This is a genomic window from Streptomyces prasinopilosus, assembly GCF_001419695.1.
GTDB lineage: Bacteria > Actinomycetota > Actinomycetes > Streptomycetales > Streptomycetaceae > Streptomyces > Streptomyces prasinopilosus.
Map to the genome: position 1 here is coordinate 1 of NZ_LIRG01000137.1, position 20,383 is coordinate 20,383.

20 protein-coding genes are annotated in these 20,383 nt (G+C 73.5%); 11 read left to right on the forward strand and 9 right to left on the reverse strand.

What is annotated here, in order from left to right:
- From AOK18_RS07215 to folE, 6 genes are all read left to right on the forward strand, one after another.
- Positions 1-209 (forward strand): D-alanyl-D-alanine carboxypeptidase (locus AOK18_RS07215; protein WP_055693778.1); only part of this gene is annotated, 209 nt, incomplete at its 5' end.
- A 65-nt stretch (positions 210-274) separates the two neighbouring features.
- Complete coding sequence (locus tag AOK18_RS07220) at positions 275-1,426, forward strand: zinc-dependent metalloprotease (protein WP_074995094.1); 1,152 nt, start codon at positions 275-277, stop codon at positions 1,424-1,426.
- Between the two features lie 271 nt (positions 1,427-1,697).
- Entirely contained in the window at positions 1,698-2,783 is a 1,086-nt protein-coding gene (gene tilS, locus AOK18_RS07225; protein WP_055693779.1) for a tRNA lysidine(34) synthetase TilS, read from the forward strand.
- 61 nt (positions 2,784-2,844) lie between these two features.
- The gene (gene hpt / locus AOK18_RS07230; RefSeq protein ID WP_055570698.1) at positions 2,845-3,405 is read left to right on the forward strand and encodes a hypoxanthine phosphoribosyltransferase; all 561 of its coding nucleotides are present in this window, start codon (positions 2,845-2,847) and stop codon (positions 3,403-3,405) included.
- Between the two features lie 186 nt (positions 3,406-3,591).
- Positions 3,592-5,631 (forward strand): ATP-dependent zinc metalloprotease FtsH, encoded by a 2,040-nt coding sequence (gene ftsH / locus AOK18_RS07235; RefSeq protein ID WP_055570697.1) that lies wholly within the window; start codon positions 3,592-3,594, stop codon positions 5,629-5,631.
- Positions 5,632-5,775: 144 nt separating this feature from the next.
- Entirely contained in the window at positions 5,776-6,381 is a 606-nt protein-coding gene (folE, locus tag AOK18_RS07240) for a GTP cyclohydrolase I FolE (RefSeq protein ID WP_055570696.1), read from the forward strand.
- 69 nt (positions 6,382-6,450) lie between these two features.
- Here the strand turns inward: folE and AOK18_RS07245 are convergent, their stop codons facing one another.
- The 5 genes from AOK18_RS07245 to folP all read right to left on the reverse strand — a co-directional run bounded on the left by AOK18_RS07245 (position 6,451) and on the right by folP (position 9,790).
- Positions 6,451-6,942, reverse strand: coding sequence for a DUF3180 domain-containing protein (locus tag AOK18_RS07245; RefSeq protein WP_055693780.1), 492 nt, complete (start codon positions 6,940-6,942; stop codon positions 6,451-6,453).
- Positions 6,943-7,007: 65 nt separating this feature from the next.
- Positions 7,008-7,619: a 2-amino-4-hydroxy-6-hydroxymethyldihydropteridine diphosphokinase gene (gene folK, locus AOK18_RS07250; RefSeq protein WP_055693781.1), complete on the reverse strand. Its 612-nt coding sequence runs from the start codon at positions 7,617-7,619 to the stop codon at positions 7,008-7,010.
- Entirely contained in the window at positions 7,616-7,975 is a 360-nt protein-coding gene (gene folB / locus AOK18_RS07255) for a dihydroneopterin aldolase (protein ID WP_055693782.1), read from the reverse strand. The genes folK and folB overlap by 4 nt, the downstream gene beginning before the upstream one ends.
- A 382-nt stretch (positions 7,976-8,357) precedes the next feature.
- On the reverse strand, positions 8,358-8,879 hold the full coding sequence (locus tag AOK18_RS07260) for a nuclear transport factor 2 family protein (protein ID WP_055693783.1): 522 nt from the start codon (positions 8,877-8,879) through the stop codon (positions 8,358-8,360).
- Positions 8,876-9,790, reverse strand: coding sequence for a dihydropteroate synthase (folP, locus tag AOK18_RS07265; protein ID WP_055570691.1), 915 nt, complete (start codon positions 9,788-9,790; stop codon positions 8,876-8,878). Before folP ends, AOK18_RS07260 begins: the two co-directional genes overlap by 4 nt.
- 651 nt (positions 9,791-10,441) lie before the next feature.
- On the opposite strand from folP, the gene AOK18_RS07270 reads away from it, so the two are divergent.
- A complete protein-coding gene (locus AOK18_RS07270) occupies positions 10,442-11,935 on the forward strand; it encodes a hypothetical protein (RefSeq protein WP_240503094.1) in 1,494 nt (497 codons plus the stop codon).
- A gap of 123 nt (positions 11,936-12,058) precedes the next feature.
- Here the strand turns inward: AOK18_RS07270 and AOK18_RS07275 are convergent, their stop codons facing one another.
- Positions 12,059-13,393, reverse strand: coding sequence for a PH domain-containing protein (locus AOK18_RS07275; RefSeq protein WP_055693784.1), 1,335 nt, complete (start codon positions 13,391-13,393; stop codon positions 12,059-12,061).
- Positions 13,390-13,887: a PH domain-containing protein gene (locus AOK18_RS07280; RefSeq protein WP_055570702.1), complete on the reverse strand. Its 498-nt coding sequence runs from the start codon at positions 13,885-13,887 to the stop codon at positions 13,390-13,392. Before AOK18_RS07280 ends, AOK18_RS07275 begins: the two co-directional genes overlap by 4 nt.
- A 193-nt stretch (positions 13,888-14,080) precedes the next feature.
- On the opposite strand from AOK18_RS07280, the gene AOK18_RS07285 reads away from it, so the two are divergent.
- A complete protein-coding gene (locus tag AOK18_RS07285; RefSeq protein WP_055570687.1) occupies positions 14,081-15,232 on the forward strand; it encodes an NADH-quinone oxidoreductase subunit D in 1,152 nt (383 codons plus the stop codon).
- A gap of 47 nt (positions 15,233-15,279) precedes the next feature.
- On the opposite strand, the gene AOK18_RS07290 is transcribed toward AOK18_RS07285, so the two are convergent.
- A complete protein-coding gene (locus tag AOK18_RS07290) occupies positions 15,280-16,389 on the reverse strand; it encodes an SAM-dependent methyltransferase (protein ID WP_055693785.1) in 1,110 nt (369 codons plus the stop codon).
- 118 nt (positions 16,390-16,507) lie between these two features.
- On the opposite strand from AOK18_RS07290, the gene AOK18_RS07295 reads away from it, so the two are divergent.
- From AOK18_RS07295 to AOK18_RS07305, 3 genes are all read left to right on the forward strand, one after another.
- The gene (locus tag AOK18_RS07295) at positions 16,508-17,707 is read left to right on the forward strand and encodes a sensor histidine kinase (RefSeq protein WP_055570685.1); all 1,200 of its coding nucleotides are present in this window, start codon (positions 16,508-16,510) and stop codon (positions 17,705-17,707) included.
- Between the two features lie 58 nt (positions 17,708-17,765).
- Complete coding sequence (locus tag AOK18_RS07300; protein ID WP_055693786.1) at positions 17,766-18,437, forward strand: response regulator; 672 nt, start codon at positions 17,766-17,768, stop codon at positions 18,435-18,437.
- Between the two features lie 65 nt (positions 18,438-18,502).
- Positions 18,503-19,135 (forward strand): AAA family ATPase, encoded by a 633-nt coding sequence (locus tag AOK18_RS07305; RefSeq protein WP_055693787.1) that lies wholly within the window; start codon positions 18,503-18,505, stop codon positions 19,133-19,135.
- 36 nt (positions 19,136-19,171) lie between these two features.
- On the opposite strand, the gene AOK18_RS07310 is transcribed toward AOK18_RS07305, so the two are convergent.
- Positions 19,172-20,314, reverse strand: a complete 1,143-nt coding sequence (locus AOK18_RS07310; protein WP_055693788.1) for a DUF5937 family protein — start codon at positions 20,312-20,314, stop codon at positions 19,172-19,174.
- Positions 20,315-20,383 lie beyond the last annotated feature (69 nt).

Here is a 20,383-nt window from a genome sequence, read left to right on the forward strand (position 1 = left end):
CCGGCCGCTACGCCGACGGCGCGGCCGGCGTCGTGCGGGCCAAGACGGGCACCCTCACCGGCGTCAACGCCCTGGCGGGGACGGTCGTCGACCGGGAGGGGCGGCTGCTCGTCTTCGCCTTCCTGGCGACCGGCACCACCGACCAGACGACCGCCCAGACGGCCCTGGACAAGGCGGCCACGGCCCTGGCGGCGTGCGGCTGCCGGTGACCCGGTCTCCGGCCGGCCGTCCCGCGGCCCTGCCCCGCACCGCGCTCCTCACGTACCGTTGCAGCATGACGAGTTTCGGTGGTGCTGCCTCTTCCGGGATGGTCGACTGGGATCTCGCGGTCGCGACCGCGACCCGGCTCATGCGGCCGGGCCCCGAGGTGAGCCGCGAGGAGGCCAGAGCCGTCGTCACGGAGCTGCGCGAGTACGCGAAGGCGTCCGAGACGCACGTGCGGGGCTTCACCCGGCTGGGCACCGAGGAGACGCACGACACCCCCGTCCTCGTCGTCGACCGTCCCGGCTGGGTGCGGGCCAACGTCGCGGGCTTCCGCGAACTGCTCAAGCCGCTCCTCGACAAGATGCAGGACCGGCGTGGCAGTTCCCCCGGCGGGGCCCTCCTCGGCACCGTCGGCGGCAAGGTCACCGGCGTCGAGGTCGGCATGCTGCTGTCCTTCCTGGCCTCCCGCGTCCTCGGCCAGTACGAGACCTTCGCCCCCGCCACCCGGGACCTGCCGGCCGGCGGCCCGCCCGGCGCGCCGGACGGCGGCGGCAGGCTGCTGCTCGTCGCCCCCAACATCGTCCACGTGGAACGCGAACTCGACGTGGACCCGCACGACTTCCGGCTGTGGGTGTGCCTGCACGAGGAGACCCACCGCACCCAGTTCTCCGCCGTGCCCTGGCTGCGCGACCACATGCAGGGCGAGATCCAGGCGTTCCTGGGGGAGACCGACGTCGACCCCATGACCGTCCTGGAGCGGGTCCGCCAGGCCGTCCAGTCCTTCGCCGGCGGCCGTCCCGAGGGCGAGGAGGACGAGGACGAGGGACGCTCCCTCGTCGAACTCGTGCAGACCCCCGCCCAGCGGGAGATCCTCGGCCGGCTGACGGCCGTGATGTCCCTGCTGGAGGGGCACGCCGACTTCGTGATGGACGGCGTCGGGCCCCAGGTCGTGCCGAGCGTCGCCGAGATCCGCGAGAAGTTCCAGCAGCGCCGTGCGAAGGGCGCCTCCCGCCTGGACCTGGCCCTGCGCAAACTGCTCGGCCTGGACGCCAAGCTCCGCCAGTACCGCGACGGCGAGCGCTTCGTCCGCGCGGTGGTCGAGGAGGTCGGCATGGACGGCTTCAACCGGGTGTGGACCTCGCCCAACACCCTCCCCACCAAGGCGGAGATCGCCAAGCCCGCGGAGTGGATCACCCGGGTGCACCGCAAACCCGAGGCGTGAATCGGGCGTGCGCCGCGCGTGCACCCGAACGCCGGGCGTGCGCCGCGCGGGCGCCCGGCGGCGCGGCGCCCGGTAACAGGGTTGCGAACAGGGCCACATGGGGCGGCACGGGGCGCATCCGGCGGACGGACCCTCAATCACCCGTCCGAGGGACCGTGAGCGAAGAGGAGGCGTGCAATGCTCGGGGATCGGCCCTTCTCTGTCACCATTTACACACGCTGAGTGACCGACACGGGCTCACCCCCCGAAAACTTCATGAAGGGAACCGGACATGGGTCCCCATCCCGCGGTCGCGGCGATACGCCTGGCGGTCCGCCGCGTACTCCACGACATCCTCGACGAACACACCCGGAACACCGACGAGCACCCCCGGGACCCCGGCGGGTCCGGCCGGCCCTCCGACGGGCCCGGCCGCGTCCCCGGCGTCCCGCGCGAGCGTGACACCTCCCCGCTCGTGCTGGTCGCCTGCTCCGGCGGCGCGGACTCCCTGGCGCTCGCCTCCGCCCTCGCCTTCGAGGCCCCCCGCCTCGGCGTGCGCGCCGGCGGTGTCACCGTCGACCACGGCCTCCAGGCCGGCTCCGACCTGCGGGCCGCCGAGGTGTCCCTGCGCCTGCGCGGGCTGGGCCTCGACCCCGTCGAGGCCGTCGCCGTCACCGTCGGCCGCGGCGGCGGGCCCGAGGCCGCCGCCCGCGACGCCCGCTACGCCGCCCTCGACGCCGCCGCCGAACGGCACGGGGCCGCCGCCGTCCTGCTCGGTCACACCCGCGACGACCAGGCCGAGACCGTCCTGCTGGGGCTCGCCCGCGGCTCCGGCATCCGCTCCCTGTCCGGAATGGCCGCGGTCTCGGGAACCGCCGGCCGCTACCGCAGGCCCTTCCTGCGCCTCGACCGGCAGACGGCCCGCAAGGCGTGCATGGCCCAGTCCCTCCCCGTCTGGGACGACCCGCACAACACCGATCCCGCCTACACCCGCTCCCGGCTGCGGCACGAGGGCCTGCCCGCCCTGGAGAAGGCCCTCGGCAAGGGCGTCGTCGAGGCGCTCGCCCGGACGGCCCAGCTCTCCCGCGACGACGCCGACGCCCTCGACGCCTGGGCCGGCCGGGCCGAGGCCGGCGTCCGCGACGCCGACGGCCGGCTGGAGTGCGCGGGGCTGAACGCCCTCCCGCCCGCCGTGCGCCGCCGCGTGCTGCGGCGTGCGGCCATCGACGCGGGAGCCCCGGCCGGTTCGCTGTTCGCTCGGCACATCGAGGAGGTGGACCGGCTGATCACCGGCTGGCGCGGTCAGGGGGCCATCAATCTCCCCGGCCGGGTCGTGGCCCGCCGCCAGGGTGGCAGACTGGTGATTCGGCAAGGCTGAAAAACGTATCCTCGGCAGAGCCGCGGACGGTACGGGACAGCCGGTGGGACGACCGAAAGTGATGCGGGTGGACGCGAAAGACATGGGTGCCGACCTCGAGAAGGTGCTCATCACCAAGGAAGAGATCGACGCCAAGCTGGCCGAGCTGGCCGCGAAGATCGACGCGGAGTACGCGGGCAAGGAGCTGCTGATCGTCGGCGTCCTCAAGGGCGCGGTGATGGTCATGGCCGACCTCGCGCGGGCGCTGTCCACCCCGGTCACGATGGACTGGATGGCCGTATCCTCGTACGGGGCGGGCACCCAGTCCTCCGGCGTGGTGCGGATCCTCAAGGACCTCGACACCGACATCAAGGGCAAGCACGTCCTGATCGTCGAGGACATCATCGACTCCGGCCTGACCCTGTCGTGGCTGATCTCCAACCTCGGCTCGCGCGAGCCCGCCTCCCTCAAGGTGTGCACGCTCCTGCGCAAGCCCGAGGCCGCCAAGGTCAACATCGACGTGGAATGGGTCGGTTTCGACATCCCCAACGAGTTCGTCGTCGGCTACGGCCTCGACTACGCCGAGAAGTACCGCAACCTCCCGTTCGTGGGGACGCTCGCGCCCCACGTCTACGGCGGCTGAGCAACCGCGGCCGCAACGCCGTATTGATCGGGAACCCCGGCGGCGTCCGCGCCGTTGGAGCATGCGTGGACGCGAATGCCGACTGTCCCTCGCAGCTTCGGGGGGCAATGCTGGGGTACCGTCCGAAGAACAGTCTTTATCAAACTCACTATGGCAGGAGGGACGGGGCGGCACCGCTCCGTATGGATGGACGTGAAGCGATACTTCCGTGGGCCGGTCATGTGGATCGTGCTGGCCGTCCTCGCCGTGGTCGTGTTGATGCAGGTCGTCGGCTCTTCCGGCGGCTACAAGACGGTGGACACCGGCGAGGTCGTCCAGGCGATCAACGAGAACAAAGTCGAGTCGGCCAAGCTGACCACCGGTGACGAACAGATCATCAAGGTCGAGCTCAAGAACGGCGAAAAGGTCAAGGACAGCTCGAAGATCCAGGCGAGCTACATCGGTGACCAGGGCGTCACCATCGCCAACACGCTGCAGGACAAGTTCCAGAACAAGCAGATCCCGGACGGCTACACGGTCTCGCCGTCGAAGCAGAACGCGTTCGTGAGCATTCTGCTGTCGCTGCTGCCCTTCGTCCTCATCGTCGTGGTCTTCCTCTTCCTGATGAACCAGATGCAGGGCGGCGGCTCCCGCGTCATGCAATTCGGCAAGTCCAAGGCGAAGCTCATCACCAAGGACACGCCGAAGACGACGTTCTCCGACGTCGCCGGATCGGACGAGGCGGTCGAGGAACTCCACGAGATCAAGGAGTTCCTGCAGGAGCCCGCGAAGTTCCAGGCCGTCGGGGCGAAGATCCCCAAGGGCGTGCTGCTGTACGGCCCGCCCGGAACCGGTAAGACCCTGCTCGCGCGCGCCGTCGCGGGCGAGGCCGGTGTCCCCTTCTACTCGATCTCCGGTTCCGACTTCGTCGAGATGTTCGTCGGTGTCGGTGCCTCCCGGGTCCGTGACCTGTTCGAGCAGGCCAAGGCCAACGCCCCGGCGATCGTCTTCGTCGACGAGATCGACGCGGTCGGCCGCCATCGCGGCGCCGGCCTCGGCGGTGGTCACGACGAGCGCGAGCAGACCCTGAACCAGCTCCTCGTCGAGATGGACGGCTTCGACGTGAAGGGCGGCGTGATCCTCATCGCCGCCACGAACCGGCCCGACATCCTCGACCCGGCCCTGCTGCGTCCCGGCCGCTTCGACCGGCAGATCGCGGTCGACCGTCCGGACATGCAGGGCAGGCTGGAGATCCTCAAGGTCCACCAGAAGGGCAAGCCGGTCGCTCCGGACGTCGACCTGTCGGCCGTCGCCCGCCGCACCCCCGGCATGACGGGTGCCGACCTGGCCAACGTGCTGAACGAGGCCGCGCTCCTGACCGCGCGCAGCGATCAGAAGCTGATCGACAACCACATGCTGGACGAGGCGATCGACCGCGTGGTCGCGGGCCCGCAGAAGCGGAGCCGGATCATGTCGGACAAGGAGAAGAAGATCACCGCGTACCACGAGGGCGGACACGCCCTGGTCGCGGCGGCCTCCCCGAACGCCGACCCCGTCCACAAGATCACGATCCTGTCCAGGGGCCGCGCCCTCGGCTACACGATGGTGCTGCCGGACGAGGACAAGTACTCGACCACGCGCAACGAGATGCTGGACCAGCTGGCCTACATGCTGGGCGGCCGCGCGGCCGAGGAACTCGTCTTCCACGACCCGACCACCGGTGCGGCCAACGACATCGAGAAGGCCACCGGTCTGGCCCGCGCGATGGTCACGCAGTACGGCATGACCGAGCGGCTGGGCGCGATCAAGTTCGGTGGCGACAACTCCGAGCCGTTCCTCGGGCGTGAGATGGCTCACCAGCGCGACTACTCGGAGGAGATCGCCGCGCTGGTCGACGAAGAGGTCAAGAAGCTCATCGAGACCGCGCACAACGAGGCGTGGGAGATCCTGGTCGAGAACCGCGACGTCCTCGACAACCTGGTCCTCGCGCTCCTCGAGCGGGAGACGCTGGGCAAGGAGGAGATCGCCGAGATCTTCGCGTCGATCGTCAAGCGTCCGGCCAGGCCCGCCTGGACCGGCTCCTCCCGCCGCACGCCGTCCACCCGCCCGCCGGTGCTCTCCCCCAAGGAGCTGGCACTGACGAACGGGGCGAACGGCGCGACGCCGGCCATCTCGACCGTGAAGAGCACCGTCGTCGAGCCCGACCCGGTGCCCGAGCCGGCTCCGGAGGACCGTCCCGAGAGCTGACCGGCCCCCGGTGGTCCCCACCGGGCCCGGAATGGATGCCGCGCACCCCTGGTTCTAGCCTGGGGGGCGCGGCATTTGTTTGTGTATCCGCAGTTGAGGACGCGTCCTTCCGGCGCGTGCGCAGGCACAGGAACGAGGCATCACATGACCGACCCCGTGACGCTGGGCGGCGAGGCCACCCTCGGCGAGTTCGACGAGAAGCGGGCCGAGAACGCCGTACGCGAACTGCTGATCGCGGTCGGCGAGGACCCCGACCGGGAGGGCCTGCAGGAGACGCCGGGCCGGGTGGCGAGGGCCTACAAGGAGATATTCGCGGGCCTGTGGCAGAAGCCCGAGGACGTGCTGACCACGACGTTCGACATCGGCCACGACGAGATGGTGCTGGTGAAGGACATCGAGGTGTACTCGACCTGCGAGCACCACCTGGTGCCGTTCCGCGGGGTGGCCCACGTCGGATACATCCCGTCCACCAGCGGGAAGATCACGGGGCTGTCCAAGCTGGCCCGGCTCGTGGACGTCTACGCCCGGCGCCCGCAGGTGCAGGAACGACTCACCACCCAGATCGCGGACTCCCTGATGGAGATCCTGGAGCCGCGCGGGGTGATCGTGGTGATCGAGTGCGAGCACATGTGCATGTCGATGCGGGGGATCCGCAAGCCCGGCGCGAAGACCCTCACGTCGGCCGTACGCGGGCAGTTGCGGGACGCGGCGACGCGCAACGAGGCGATGAGCCTGATCATGGCGCGCTGAGGCGGCGAGCCCGGGGCGCGGCGCGCCGGTGGGGACGGCGAGCCCGGGGCGCGACGAGCTGAGCGGACGTCAGGCGGCCGGGGCCGTGCCCCTGCCGTCGTGGTCGTCGTCGTCCTCCGGAAGCCTGCAGACGCGCTCCAGGAAGAGGGCGGCCGCTATGACGGTGATCCCCGCCACGACCGAGGCCCCCGCGTAGATGGCCTGGTCGCGGCGGGCGGGGACGTCGAGGGACTCCAGGAGGAAGACGCCGGTGCCGCCGTACATGCCGGCGACGAGGGCGGCGACCAGGGCACTGGCCTGGCCGAAGACGACCGCGCGGGCCGCCATCATCGGGTCGACGCCCTTGGCGCCGGGGCGCCGCTCGCGCTGGTCCCGGAGCCGGGCGCGCAGGGACAGCGCCGTGGCCGTGAGGACCACGGCGATCAGGGCGAGGACGACCGGTGCGGCCAGGGGAACGCTCGGCAGGGTGCCGAGGGAGTTCCAGAGGCGGGCGCCGGCCCAGGACAGGACGCCGGCCACGACGAAGACGCCGGCCAGCACCCGGATGCGCAGCTCTCTCACGGTGTCCCTCGGTGTCCCTTCGGTTCCCCCGGTGCCCCGGTGTGCGGTCCTGTCGACCTTAACGGCTACTCGGGCAGCCGGAGTTCCAGGTCGCCGCGGGGCGTGACGCCCTCCCGGGCGACCGTGTCCAGCAGTGCGGCGACGGGGCCGCGCCCGGGGAGTTCGGCCTCGGGGTCGACGTCGTGCCAGGGGACCAGCACGAAGGCGCGCTCGTGGGCGCGGGGGTGGGGGAGGGTCAGCCGCGGGTCGTCGGAGAGGAGGCCCGCGTAGGAGACGATGTCCACGTCCAGGGTGCGCGGGCCCCAGCGCTCGTCGCGCACCCGGTGGAAGGCCTCCTCGACCGCGTGGGCCCGTTCCAGCAGGGAGGACGGGGGCAGGGTGGTCCGCAGGACCACGACCGCGTTGAAGTACGAGGGCTGGCTGCCGGGCTCGACGCCCCACGGCTCCGTCTCGTACACGGGCGACACCGCCCTGACGCGGATGCCGGGGGTGTCCTCCAGGGCGTCGACGGCCCCCTGGAGGGTCTCCAGCCGGTTGCCGAGGTTGGAGCCCAGGGAGACGACGGCCGTCTTCGGGTCGTGCAGGGTGGCGTCGGCGGCGTCCACCCGCTCGACCACGGAGGGGGGAACGGGCTGGACGGTCGGGTCGGTGTGGCCCCGGGTGGACGGCCTGGTCATGCGCGGCTCCGGATGATGGTGACGGTCACGTCGTCGAAGGGCACGGTGATCGGCGCGTCCGGCTTGTGGACGCGGACCTCGACCTCCCGGACCACGTCGTGCTTGAGGCAGACCTGCGCGATGCGTTCGGCGAGCGTCTCGATGAGGTTGACGGGCTCTCCCCGGACGATCGCCACGACCTCCTCCGCCACGATGCCGTAGTGCACGGTCTTCGTCAGGTCGTCGTGGGCCGCGGCCGGCCGGATGTCCAGGCCGAGCACCAGGTCCACGATGAAGGTCTGGCCCTCTTCGCGTTCCTTGGGGAAGACCCCGTGATGCCCGCGGGCCTTCAGGCCGTGCAGCGCGACACGATCCACGAATCCACTCCTGCAGTAGTCGGTCCGGCCGGTCGGCACCGCGTGCGGACGGCGCCCTTGCCACAGTCGAATTTACCCGCGGGTACCGGCGGGCGGACCCCGAGGGGGCGGCTCCGCCGCGTGTTGGGGGTTTCACCGTGCGTTCTCCCCGGGAGGGCCCGGGGCCGCGGACGGGTGGCGACCCGTGCCCGGACGGGGGCGGTCCCCGCCGCTTCCCGGGCGAAGGGGGACGGCGGGGACGGGGGGAGCGGCCGGACCCGAGGCCGGGACCCGCCCGGCGGTCGGACCGGTCCGGTGGCCGGGCCCCGCCCGGGGTCGTCAAGGGGCCTGCAGTCGGTCCCCGCCCGGCGGTCGTGAAGGGGCCTGCGGCCGGCCCGCCGTCTCAGGAGGGGGGTCCGGTGTCGTCGGGGGCCTCCGGGTCCTCGGCCCCGTCGTTCTCGGCGAGGACGGGGGAGGCGTGGTGGGACCAGAGCTTCCAGCCCGAGGGGGTGCGCCGGTACACGTTGGTGGCGACGACCAGCTGGCCCAGCAGGGGGCCGAGCTCCTCGCCCGCCTTCGGGGCGGGGCCGCCGCTGAGGATGTTCTCGGTGCAGCTCACGACGGCGGTGTCGCCCGTGACGGAGACGTGCACGTCGGTGAGGAAGAACTGGATGTAGTCGGTGTTCGCCATGATCAGGGCGTACGACCGGAGCACCTCGCCGCGTCCCGTGAGCACCGGCCAGCCGGGGTGCACGCAGGAGATCACGCCGGCGTCCGCCGGGTCGTGGTAGGACTCGTCGACGCCCAGGTCGGCCGGGGTCAGCCAGAGCGACGCGATCTCTTCGAAATCGCCCTGCTCGAGCGCCTCGTAGAAGGCGGCGTTGGTGGCTTCGACCTGCTCGACATCGGTGTGCGGGGCGCTCACCGGGTCCCCTCGGCACCGTGCGCGCCGGGTGCGGGGGGCGTGTCGTCCGGGGTACGCGCCCCCTCGACGGCCCGGACGACCCGTACGGCGTCCGCGGTGGCGCGCACCTCGTGCACGCGGACCGCCCAGGCGCCGCCCCGGGCGGCGAGGACGGAGACGGCGGCGGTCGCCGCGTCGCGTTCCCGGGCGGGCGGGGGTGCGCCGTCCGGGCCGGCCAGGACGTGGCCGAGGAACCTCTTGCGGGACGCGGCCACGAGCAGCGGGTGGCCGAGCGCCCGGAGCCGGTCGAGACGGGCCAGGAGGGCGAGGTCGTGCTCGGCCTCCTTGGAGAAGCCGAGCCCGGGGTCGACGATCACGCGGTCGGCGGCGACGCCGCCCTCCAGCACGGCGTCCACGCGCGCGCGGAGTTCGTCGACCACCTCGGTGACGACGTCGGCGTACACGCCTTTCACGTTGCCGCCCTCCAGCAGGCCGCGCCAGTGCATGACGACGAAGGGGGCGCCCGCGTCGGCGACCACGGGGATCATGGCGGGGTCGGAGAGACCGCCGCTGACGTCGTTGACGAGCGCGGCGCCCGCCGCGAGGGACCGCTCGGCGACGGAGGCGCGCATGGTGTCGACGGAGATCGTGACGCCCTCGGAGACGAGCCCCCGGACCACGGGGATGACGCGCCTGAGCTCCTCCGCCTCGTCCACCCGCGTGGCGCCGGGACGGGTGGACTCCCCGCCGACGTCGATCAGGTCGGCACCCCGGGCGACCAGGTCGAGGCCGTGCTTGACGGCGGTCGTCGTGTCGAACCAGCGGCCCCCGTCGGAGAAGGAGTCGGGCGTCACGTTCACGACGCCCATGACCGCGCAGCGGTCCCAGTGGGGGAGGCCCGAGACGTGAAGGTGTCCGCTCCTGTTGCTCATATGTTCAGCGTAGGCCCAGGACGGGTCCCGGAAGCACGTGGATCCGGAGAGGCGCGGCGCAGGCGTGCGGGAGGCACGGCGGACGTGCGGGGAGACGGACGGGGGCCCGCTCCGGTTCCCCGCCCTCCGATTCCTTGTGGCCCGGACGCGGGGGACCGGAGTTCCGGAGCCGGACCGCGCCCCGGTATTTCCGGCGGGTGCGAGATGACCGGTGGAGGTGTCGGGATCTTCCCGGGCCTCCCGCTAAGCGGTGGGGCTTCCCGCTAAGTGGCGGGGCCTCCCGCAAAGCGGCCTGGCCGGGAAGGAGGAGTCCCGGAACGCGACATGGGTACGACTCGGACGCCACTCCCTTGCCCCGGAGCAGGTTTTCCGGGCGCGGGCCCGGGTGGACCGGCGGGGGCCGGAGGAGCGGTGCGAAACGGGTCCCGGCCCGGCCCGGGACGGGCTCGTCCCCGGCGCGGGAGGCGGTTCGGCGAGGGACGGACGGGTGGCGGAACCGGCTTCCCGGCCAGAAAATGATCTTGATAATTGCGGCGCCGGTCCATTCACGGTTCGCGGGAGTTCCCCGATGCCCTGTGAATGCCCCGGCGCGACTTTGGTTTTTACGGGGCGGGGCTCCAACATTCCTCCACGCGCGGTAAGTTTCTGGCCATGCCACGTGGACGTCACCGTCATTCCCCGCCCCTGCACAGGATGTTGCCCCCGTCGGCGATCGCAGGCGTCTCGCTCGTCTGTGCCCTGGGGCCCTGGGTGTTCACACAACCGACGGCGCTTCGCCTCCTGGCCGCTGCCGCGGCGGCCGTGGCGGTCCTCGGTGCGGTCGTCATGCGGCACTGGGACGTCCAGGCCGGCAAGCAGGTCGCCGACCTCACGCGCGCGCGTGCCGGCGACGAGTGGCGTTTCGAGGAGCGGGTCGCCGAACTGGAGTCCGACCTCGAGGAGTCGCGCGAACTGCGCCTCAAACTGGAGCAGCGGCTGCGCGCCAAGCGCACGGAACTGACCGGGCTGCGCAACGAGCACGCGGCACTGCTCAGGCGGTACGCCGCGGCGGAGACCGACCGGGCGACGGTCCTGGAGGAGCGCCGGGTGCTCGAGATCGAGGCGGCGGTCCCGGCCCGCGCGCTGACGGCGGGACCGTCGGTCCCCGTGCCCGGTGCCGCGCCCGGCGACGAGGCGACCGTGCCGGCGGCCAGGACCGCGGGCGGACCCGAGGGCGGGACGACGGCCCCGTCCGGAGCCGGGGCGTCCGGGTCCGAGGTGTCCACGGACGGCGGGGAGGGGGCCGGGCGGCCCGAAGCCCTCCGGGTCTTCTCGCCGGCGGGGGCCGCACTGTTCCTGCGGGCCGACGCGGCGCTGGCACGGCTCGCCGCCGGCGGCGAGGGGGACGCCCGCCCCGCGCGGGACGTCACCGATGCCGCCGCCGGTACGCCGGACGCGCCCGGCACGGGGGCCGCGGAAGCCGCGGAGCCGAGGGCCGATGAGGCCCCGGTCGCTGCCGACGGCGCCCCGGGCGCCGGCGCTCCCGAGGACGACGGTCCCGGGCCCTCCGGGACGAGGATGCCGCAGCCGGAGTCGCCGAAGCCGGAGTCGCCGAAGCCGGGGTCGCCGCAGCCGCGGCAGGACGGGGCGGAGGGACGGTCCCGGACGGACGCCGAGCAGGGGCGCACGGCCGCCTCCCCCGGCCCGGACACCGGCACCCCGGACACCGGCACCCCGGACACCGGCACCCCGGACACCGGCACCGCGGCCACCGGCACCGCGCCCGAGCGGCCGGCCCGGTCCGCACAGCCCGCCCCGCCCGGCAGTTCCGTGCGGCGGCCGCCCGCCGGGCACTTCACCGTGCCGACCGCGGTCGCGGTGGTACCGCCGACCGAGCCCGTCCGGCGCCCGGTGTCCGACGGCGCCTTCGACTTCTTCGGCACGCAGAACGAGCCGGAGGCCACCGCGGCCGAGGAGGAGGCGCCGGCTCCGCACGGGGCCGGGGCCGAGCCGGAGTTCGAGCCGGCCGAGGACGCGCGGGGCGGCGGCCGGGTCATCGACCTGACGGCGCACGACGAGCCGGAACCGGCCGGCGGAGGGACGGCGGAACGGACGGAGACCGGGCCCGGGACCGGTGCGAAGGGGCTGCGCAGCGCGGTCTCCTGAGGCCCGGGAGAGCACGCGGCAGCCGCCCCGGCGGACGGAGCCACGCGAACGGGGTCCCGCACGGCAGACGTGCGGGACCCCGTTCGCGCGTCCGGGCCGGGTGCCGGACCTCCGGCACCCGGGTCAGGCCATCCAGCGGTCCGGACGGGCGTCCCGGCGGCCGGTGCGGGAGCGTTCGGCCTGGGCCCGCAGCAGCCCGGCCGCCTCGTCGGCGTCCCGGAGCCGGGCCGTCACGGACTTGTCGGCCCCGGTGTCCACATGGACGTCCGCGACGCCCCGGGCGCGCTTCCAGGGACCCTGGGCCAGGCGGACGCTCTGCACCTTGGCGTGCGGCACCAGCGCGACGGTCCGGGTCAGCAGACCGTGCCGCGCGGCGAACACGGTGCCGGTGACGGCGAGCCCGTAGCCGCGCCACCACACCGGCACGCACCACCGCGCGCGCCGCGGCGGCCGGGACAGCTCCGCGTGCGACGGCACGCCGACGCCGGGCAGCACCCGCGCGACGACGGACTCGGCGATCTCGCGCGGAGCGACCGGCAGCAGCAGGGAGTTGGACGAGCCCGCCACGTCGAGCTCCACCCGCACCCAGCCCCGGCGTCGCCACAGCAGCGGCTCCACGATCCGCACGGTCTGCACCCGCCCCGGCGGCACCGTCTCGTGCGCCCGGTCGAGGAGGCCGTGGTCGATCCGCAGCCCGTCGGGCGACTCGCCCAGGGTCCAGTCGTACTCGGTGACGAACCGGCCGACGGTGCTCGCGCCCGCCGCGCCGATCATCGGGACGGCGGCGGCGAGGAGTGTCCACAGGCTGTGGGTGACCGTCCACAGCAGGGGCAGCGCGACGACGGCGGCGAGCAGCCAGCCCCAGGTCGCGCCGGTCAGCAGGAGGGAGAGGGCGAGGACGCCGGGCGGCACGCGCAGCAGCTGCCGGGACGGGGCCTCCCCCACCTCGTGCGCCGTCTCGGGCGCGAAACCGGCCGCCCGCGCGAGCAGTTCGGCACGCAGCGCGCGGGCGTCGTCGGCGCCCAGGAAGGCCAGCTCGTCCTTCTTTTCGGTCCCGATGACGTCGAGTCTGAGCTTGGACACGCCCGCGACCCGCGCGAGCAGCGGCTGGGTGACGTCGACGGCCTGGATCCGCTCCAGCCGGATGTGCGCGGTACGCCGGAACAACAGCCCGGTGCGGATGCGCAGTTCGCTGTCGGTCACCGCGAAGTGGGTGAACCACCAGGTCAGGAAGCCGTAGAGGGCGGCGGCCGGGATGAGGACGCCGAGGCCGACCAGCAGGGTGGTCGTCGTCAGCCGGGTCAGCTGGCGCTGTGCCTGGTCCGGGTCGTGCAGCGCCCACCCGATGACGACCGCGACGGGCGCCCACGCCCGCCTGAACGGCGTGACGGGGTGCAGCCGGCGCTCGATCACGGGCCGCCGCTCGCGTACGGCCCCGGAGGCCGGGTCGGCGGTCACAGCCCGGCCGACCGGGCCTCGCCCAGCTCGGTGAGCCGGTCGCGCAGTCGTTCCGCCTCCTCCGGGACGAGACCGGGGATGGTGGCGTCGGTCGCCGCGGCCGCCGTGTGCAGCTGCACGCTGGCCAGCCCGAAGTGCCGTTCGAGGGGCCCGGACGTCACCTCGACCAGCTGCATCCGCCCGTACGGCACGACCGTCTCCCGGCGCCACAGGACGCCCCGGCTGATCAGCAGGTCGTCGGAGCGCTCGGCGTACCGCCAGGAGCGCCAGTTGCGCTCCAGCATCACCCAGCCCCAGACCAGCAGGGCCAGCGGCAGCAGGGCGAACGCGGCCCAGCCGGGCCCGGCCAGCAGGCCCGGGACCAGCCCGGCGGCCAGCGTGAGCAGCCCCAGCCACACCACCAGCATCAGCCGGCGCACCTTCAGCAGCCCCGGCGGCAGCGCGATCCACTTCGGCTCGCCACCGGGGGGCACCGGCGCGCCGGAAGGGACCACCGGTTCCACCGCTTCCGTCGCCGCGACCGGTCCCGCCGCCGATCCTGTCACCGGTCCCGCCGACGACTCCGCCGCCGTCCCGGTGGCCGCCGCGGCCGCCGTCTCCTCGGCGGGCCGTTCCGGCCCCGCCGTACCCGCGTCGCGCGGGTTCCCCGTCTCCATGGCCCCAGCGTACGTAGGGGAGACTGTGTGCATGACTCCTACGACGGAGACCACGGTCGGCATCGGCGGCGCCGCGGAGAGCACCGACATGGTGCTCAACATCGGACCCCAGCATCCGTCCACGCACGGGGTGCTGCGGCTGAAGCTCGTCCTGGACGGCGAGCTGATCACCAGCGCGGAGCCCGTGATCGGCTACATGCACCGGGGCGCGGAGAAGCTGTTCGAGGCGCGGGACTACCGGCAGATCATCATGCTGGCCAACCGGCACGACTGGCTGTCGGCGTTCTCCAACGAACTGGGCGTGGTCCTCGCCGTGGAGCGGATGCTCGGCATGGAGGTCCCCGAGCGCGCGGTGTGGCTGCGCACACTGCTCGCGGAGCTGAACCGGGTGCTCAACCACCTGATGTTCCTCGGCTCCTATCCGCTGGAACTCGGCGGCATCACCCCGATGTTCTACGCCTTCACCGAGCGCGAGGAGCTCCAGCACGTCATGGAGGAGGTCTCCGGCGGGCGCATGCACTACATGTTCAACCGCGTGGGCGGCCTCAAGGAGGACCTTCCGGCGGGCTGGACCACCCGGGCGCGCGGCGCCGTCGCCGACGTGCGCTCCCGCATGGACCGCTTCGACGACCTGGTGCTCGGCAACGAGATCTTCCGCGGCCGCACGCGCGGGGTCGGCGTCCTCTCCCCGGCGGCCGTGCACGCGTACGGGGTGAGCGGGCCGATCGCCCGCGCCTCGGGCGTCGATCTCGACCTGCGCCGCGACGAGCCGTACCTCGCGTACGGCGAGCTGGCGGACGTCCTGAAGGTGGTGACCCGCGAGGAGGGCGACTGCCTCGCCCGCTTCGAATGCCTCCTGGAGCAGACGTACCACGCCCTCGACCTCGCGGATGCCTGCCTCGACCGGCTCGCCGAGCTGCCCCCGGGCCCCGTCAACCAGCGGCTCCCGAAGGTGCTCAAGGCACCCGAGGGGCACACCTACGCGTGGACCGAGAACCCGCTCGGCATCAACGGGTACTACCTGGTCAGCAAGGGGGAGAAGACGCCGTACCGGCTGAAGCTGCGCTCGGCGTCCTACAACAACATCCAGGCGCTCACCGAACTGCTGCCGGGGACGCTGGTCTCGGACATGGTGGCGATCCTGGGGTCGATGTTCTTCGTGGTGGGGGACATCGACAAGTAGGCGGCACGGAGGCGGCGGGACGGGAAGGCGCGGGGCCGGCGTCCGGCTCAGGGGGCGTCCGCGAGCACGTCCGGGATCCCGACCGGCTGCAGCAGCCACCCGAAGTCGCCGAGCCCGCCCGGTGCGACGAGTTCGGCGACCTGGGAGGCGGCCGCCAGGGCCCGCACGTAACCGGCGGGGTCGGTGGAGGCGAGGGCGAGCGGGGGACGCGCACCGGTGAGGCCCAGGGCGCGCAGGGCGGCCCGCTGGGGGAGCAGACGGGCGCCGGGGAGCGGGCAGGCCGCCGCGCAGGCGTCCAGGGCGACGTGCGCGGTGATGTCGCACGACCCGTCCGGTACGGGCGCCGTCCCGCGCCCCTCCCGGAAGCCGGTGAGCGTTCCGAAGGGCGGGCGCGCGCCCGCCGTGTGCGCGTAGTCCACGGCGACCGCGAGCCCCCGTGCGAGCGTCCCGACCGCCGACGCCCAGGCCAGGTCCCGGGGCAGCCCGATCTCCGCACGCAGCCCCGCCGCGCCCGTGGCTCCCGGAACGGCTTCGGCACCCGTGGCTCCCCCCTCCGCGGGTTCCGCGTCCGCGGTCTCCCCGCCGTCCGCCGCGGAGCGCCCGCCCGCGAGGGGCCACCACCGGGCCAGCCACTCCGCCTCCGGGCCGGTGACCGGCGGCCCGAGCAGTTCCGTTCCGTCGTCGCGCACCAGGACCAGCCGGGGGACGCCCTCCGCGTCGGTCTCGGCGACCTCCAGGGGCACGTTGTCCAGCCATTCGTTGGCGAACAGCAGCCCCGTGATCCGCTCCGGCGGCTCGGCCCGCCACTCGATCCGCCGGTCGAGGCCGGCGGGACGGCCGGCGAGTTCGACGGCGTACACGCGCGTGCGTGCCGCCACGTCGGCGGGCAGCGCGGTGAGCACACCGGCGGCCAGCTCGCCCCGCCCCGCCGCCATGTCCACGAAGTCGAGCGCGGCGGGCCGGCCCAGCGCCTCGTCGACCCGGCACAGCAGGCGCGCCACGGCCCCCGCGAACAACGGCGAGGCGTGCACCGACGTACGGAAGTGCCCGGCGGGGCCCTCCGGACCGCGGTAGAACCCCTCCGGCCCGTACAGGGCGGCCCGGGTCGCCGCCCGCCACCCGCGCGGCCCGCCTCCCGCTCCCGCCTCCGTCGTCATCGGCCCAGGTTACGCGCGGGGACGTACCGGGCCTCCACCTTGGGGAGTACGCGTGCGGACCGGGTATCGGCCCTCCGGTTGACCCCTGCACGCATTTCGCTTCCCTACGCTGGACCGCGTGCAGCGCCTCTACGATTTCCTCCGCAGACACCCGGCCTGGGTCGACGGCTTCTGGGCCGTGGTCCTGTTCGGGATCTCGTGGTTCAGCGGAGCGCCCGTCGAGGAGGGCCGCGGGACCCCGCCGACGGCCGTGACCGTGCCGGTCGTGCTGCTGCTCTCCCTGGTCGTCGCGCTGCGCCGCCGGATGCCGGAGCGGATGCTGGTCCTGGCCGTCGCGGTGGGCCTGCTCCAGGTGGTCCTCGACGTGGCGGTCCTGCCCGCCGACTTCGCCATGCTGGTGATCGTCTACACGGTCGCCGCCGTCGGCGCCCGCTGGGCCTCCCGCCTCGCGCTCGGCGCCGGCCTGTGCGCGGCGCCGGTGGCGCAGGTGCGCTGGCCGTTCGAGGACGTGAGCGTGGCGGGCAACATCGCCATGGTGGTGTTCCAGACCGTGCCCTTCGTCCTCGCCTGGGTGCTCGGCGACTCCATGCGCACCCGGCGCGCCTACTTCGCCCAGCTCGAGGAACGCGCCGCGCGGCTCGAGAAGGAGCGCGAGGCGCAGTCGAAGGTCGCGGTCGCCGCCGAGCGCGCCCGCATCGCGCGCGAACTGCACGACGTCGTCGCGCACAACGTGTCGGTGATGGTGGTGCAGGCCGACGGCGCCGCCTACGTCCTCGACGCGGCGCCCGACCAGGCCAGGAAGGCACTGGAGACGATCTCCTCCACCGGCCGCCAGGCACTCGCCGAGATGCGCCGTCTGCTCGGCGTCCTGCGCACCGGCGAGCACCAGGAGGCCGGGGAGTACGTGCCGCAGCCCGACGTACGGCAGATCGAGGACCTCGTCGAACAGTGCCGGGAATCCGGGCTGCCGGTGGACTTCAGGATCGAGGGCACCCCGCGCCCCCTGCCCAGCGGCCTCGAACTCACCGCGTACCGCATCGTGCAGGAGGCGCTCACCAACACCCGCAAGCACGGCGGACCCGACACGGGCGCCAGCGTGCGCCTGGTGTACTTCGACGACGGCCTCGGCCTGCTCGTCGAGGACGACGGCAAGGGCGCCCCGCACGAGCTGTACGAGGAGGGCGGGTTCGACGGCCAGGGGCACGGACTGATCGGGATGCGCGAGCGGGTCGGCATGGTCGGCGGCACCCTGGACGCGGGCCCCCGGCCGGGCGGGGGGTTCCGCATCAGCGTCCTGCTGCCGCTCAAACCCGCCTGACCCCCGAACGCCCGCGACTGACACCTGTAACACCTCCTGCACCAGGGAAGAGGCCCTCATGGCGATCCGCGTGATGCTCGTCGACGACCAGGTGCTGCTGCGCACCGGGTTCCGGATGGTGCTCGCCGCCCAGCCGGACATGGAGGTCGTGGCGGAGGCGGGCGACGGCGTGGAGGCCCTCCAGGTGCTGCGGTCCACCGCCGTCGACGTGGTGCTCATGGACGTCCGCATGCCGAAGCTGGACGGGGTGGAGACGACCCGCCGGATCTGCGCGGACACCGATCCCCCCAAGGTGCTGATCCTGACCACCTTCGACCTCGACGAGTACGCCTTCTCCGGGCTGAGGGCGGGCGCCTCCGGCTTCATGCTCAAGGACGTGCCGCCCGGCGAGCTCCTCGCCGCGATCCGCGCGGTGCACAGCGGCGACGCCGTGGTCGCCCCGTCCACCACCCGCCGGCTCCTGGACCGCTTCGCCCCCATGCTGCCGAGCACCACCCGGCAGCCCCAGCACAAGGAGCTGGAACGGCTCACCGAGCGGGAGCGGGAGGTCATGGTGCTGGTCGCGCAGGGCCTGTCCAACGGCGAGATCGCGGCCCACCTGGTGCTGTCGGAGGCGACCGTGAAGACCCACGTGGGCCGCATCCTGACCAAGCTGGGGCTGCGGGACCGGGTACAGGTGGTGGTCCTCGCCTACGAGACGGGACTGGTGCGGGCCGGCGGGCAGGGCTGACCCCGCGCGGGACCGGCCCCGCGCACGGGGCTGACCGGGCGGCCCCGCGTCGGTAGGGTCTGCGCATGCTGCTCTGGATCAACGGTCCCTTCGGGGGCGGCAAGACGCAGACCGCGCACGAGATACGGCGCCGGCTGCCCGGCAGCGTCGTCTGCGACCCCGAGCACGTCGGCTTCGGCCTGCACCGGACGCTCCCGCCGGAACTCCGGGACGACTTCCGGGACCTGGCCTCCTGGCGGCAGGGCGTCGTCGAGGTCCTCGACCTCGCCCTGAACCGGCACGAGGGCGTCGTGATCGCCCCCATGACGGTCACGGACCCGCGCCACTTCGCCGAGACCGTGGGGCGGCTGCGCGAACTCGGTCACGACGTCCGCCACTTCACCCTCCTCGCCGAACGGGAGACGGTGCTGGCGCGGCTGAACGGACGCGGCTTCGGACGGCTCATGAAGCACGTCGGCGGGAAGGACGCGGGCCTGCGCCGCGAGAGTTGGGCCGTGCGGCGACTCGACCACTGCCTGGAGCGGCTGGGTGAACCGGAGTTCGCCGAGCACCTGTGGACCGACCGCACGACCGTCCCGAGGACGGCGGACCGCATCGCCGTCCTGGCCGGACTCACCCTGCGCCCCAACAACGAGGGCAGGCTGCGGACCTGGCTGCGGCAGACGGGCGTCGGCCTCCGCCACATCCGCTTCGACTGACCTCCCGCGCCGTCCGGTCCGTGTCCGGGGCCGTCGTCAGCGCAGGACGCCCTCCAGGAAGTCGCTGCCGAGCCGGGCCACCACCGTCACGTCCAGCTGGTGCAGGACGTACCGGCCGCGTCGGCGCGTGGTGAGCAGGCCCGCCTTCTTCAGCACGCCCAGGTGCCGGGATATCTCCGGGGCCGTCATGCCGTGCACCTGGGCCAGCTCCCCGGTGGTGTACGCGCTGCGCGCGAGGTGACGGCACAACCGCATGCGGACGGGGTGGGACAGCGCCGTCATCCGCAGGGCCAGCTGCTCGACCGTCGGCGGCGCGGCGAGTTCGGGGGAGCCGACCGGGTAGTGCAGCACCGGCCGCCAGCCGTACCGGTGCAGGACCATCAGGTGCGGCCGGCCCAGGCTCGTCGGGATCAGCAGCAGACCGCCGTCGGCCGTGGCCGTGCGGCCGTCGCCGAGTTTGTCGACGGTGATCAGACCGGCGTCCAGGTCGACGGTGACCGCCGGGGACACCGACGCCAGCGCCTCGGCCGGCCCCTTGTGCCGCAGCAGGTCCGTCTTGAGCCGGGTGTCGGCGGCGAGCTGGTGGCGCAGCCGGGACCACGCCTCGGCGAAGAACGCCTCGTCGCAGTCCTGGAGGAACTCCCGCAGCCAGGCCCGGATCCGGGGCGGATCGGCCAGCAGCCCCTCCGCGAACCGCACCTGCCGGGGCCCCCGCGCGGCGGCCAGCTCCAGCGCCCGGTGGCGCATCCCCGCGTCGGAGAGCGGGCCGGGACCCGGCGCGTCGTAGGGGAACGCGCAGGTGAACTCCAGCGCGGCCGCCACGAACTGCTCGTCCGACAGTTTGTCCAGCAGCTCCAGCTCCCCGGCGAGGTCCGTGCCGGGGAGCGCGCCGCCGGGGACGCCCGCGCACGCCAGGAACAGGTCCGAGAACGTCGTGCGCCACAGGAAGTCGGCCTCGCACATCCGGTCCGCCAGGTGCGGGTCCAGGCGCGCGGTCACGCCCGTCACCCAGCTCTGGAGCCCGGGATGGTGGGCCGGTTCGGACAGTGCGTGCAGCGCCATGCCGAGTTCGGCCAGCGGGGACGGCACGGCGACGATCCGCCCCCGGGCCCCCGGCTCCGTCCGCGCGGGGGACGCGCCCGCCTCCCGCAGTCCCGAGATGTCGATGCGCACACTCATGCCCTCATGGTGCACTCCGCCGCCGACAGCGCCGCCCCGATTGACGGCCGCCGTCAATCGGGACGGCGC

Bases quoted from the DNA above. Each gene is read 5' to 3' on its own strand.
- AOK18_RS07220 (WP_074995094.1), top strand. From the start codon at position 275: ATGACGAGTTTCGGTGGTGCTGCCTCTTCCGGGATGGTCGACTGGGAT.
- tilS (WP_055693779.1), top strand. From the start codon at position 1,698: ATGGGTCCCCATCCCGCGGTCGCGGCGATACGCCTGGCGGTCCGCCGC.
- hpt (WP_055570698.1), top strand. From the start codon at position 2,845: ATGCGGGTGGACGCGAAAGACATGGGTGCCGACCTCGAGAAGGTGCTC.
- ftsH (WP_055570697.1), top strand. From the start codon at position 3,592: ATGGACGTGAAGCGATACTTCCGTGGGCCGGTCATGTGGATCGTGCTG.
- folE (WP_055570696.1), top strand. From the start codon at position 5,776: ATGACCGACCCCGTGACGCTGGGCGGCGAGGCCACCCTCGGCGAGTTC.
- folK (WP_055693781.1), bottom strand. From the start codon at position 7,619: ATGACCAGGCCGTCCACCCGGGGCCACACCGACCCGACCGTCCAGCCC.
- folP (WP_055570691.1), bottom strand. From the start codon at position 9,790: ATGAGCAACAGGAGCGGACACCTTCACGTCTCGGGCCTCCCCCACTGG.
- AOK18_RS07270 (WP_240503094.1), top strand. From the start codon at position 10,442: ATGCCACGTGGACGTCACCGTCATTCCCCGCCCCTGCACAGGATGTTG.
- AOK18_RS07285 (WP_055570687.1), top strand. From the start codon at position 14,081: ATGACTCCTACGACGGAGACCACGGTCGGCATCGGCGGCGCCGCGGAG.
- AOK18_RS07290 (WP_055693785.1), bottom strand. From the start codon at position 16,389: ATGACGACGGAGGCGGGAGCGGGAGGCGGGCCGCGCGGGTGGCGGGCG.
- AOK18_RS07300 (WP_055693786.1), top strand. From the start codon at position 17,766: ATGGCGATCCGCGTGATGCTCGTCGACGACCAGGTGCTGCTGCGCACC.
- AOK18_RS07305 (WP_055693787.1), top strand. From the start codon at position 18,503: ATGCTGCTCTGGATCAACGGTCCCTTCGGGGGCGGCAAGACGCAGACC.
- AOK18_RS07310 (WP_055693788.1), bottom strand. From the start codon at position 20,314: ATGAGTGTGCGCATCGACATCTCGGGACTGCGGGAGGCGGGCGCGTCC.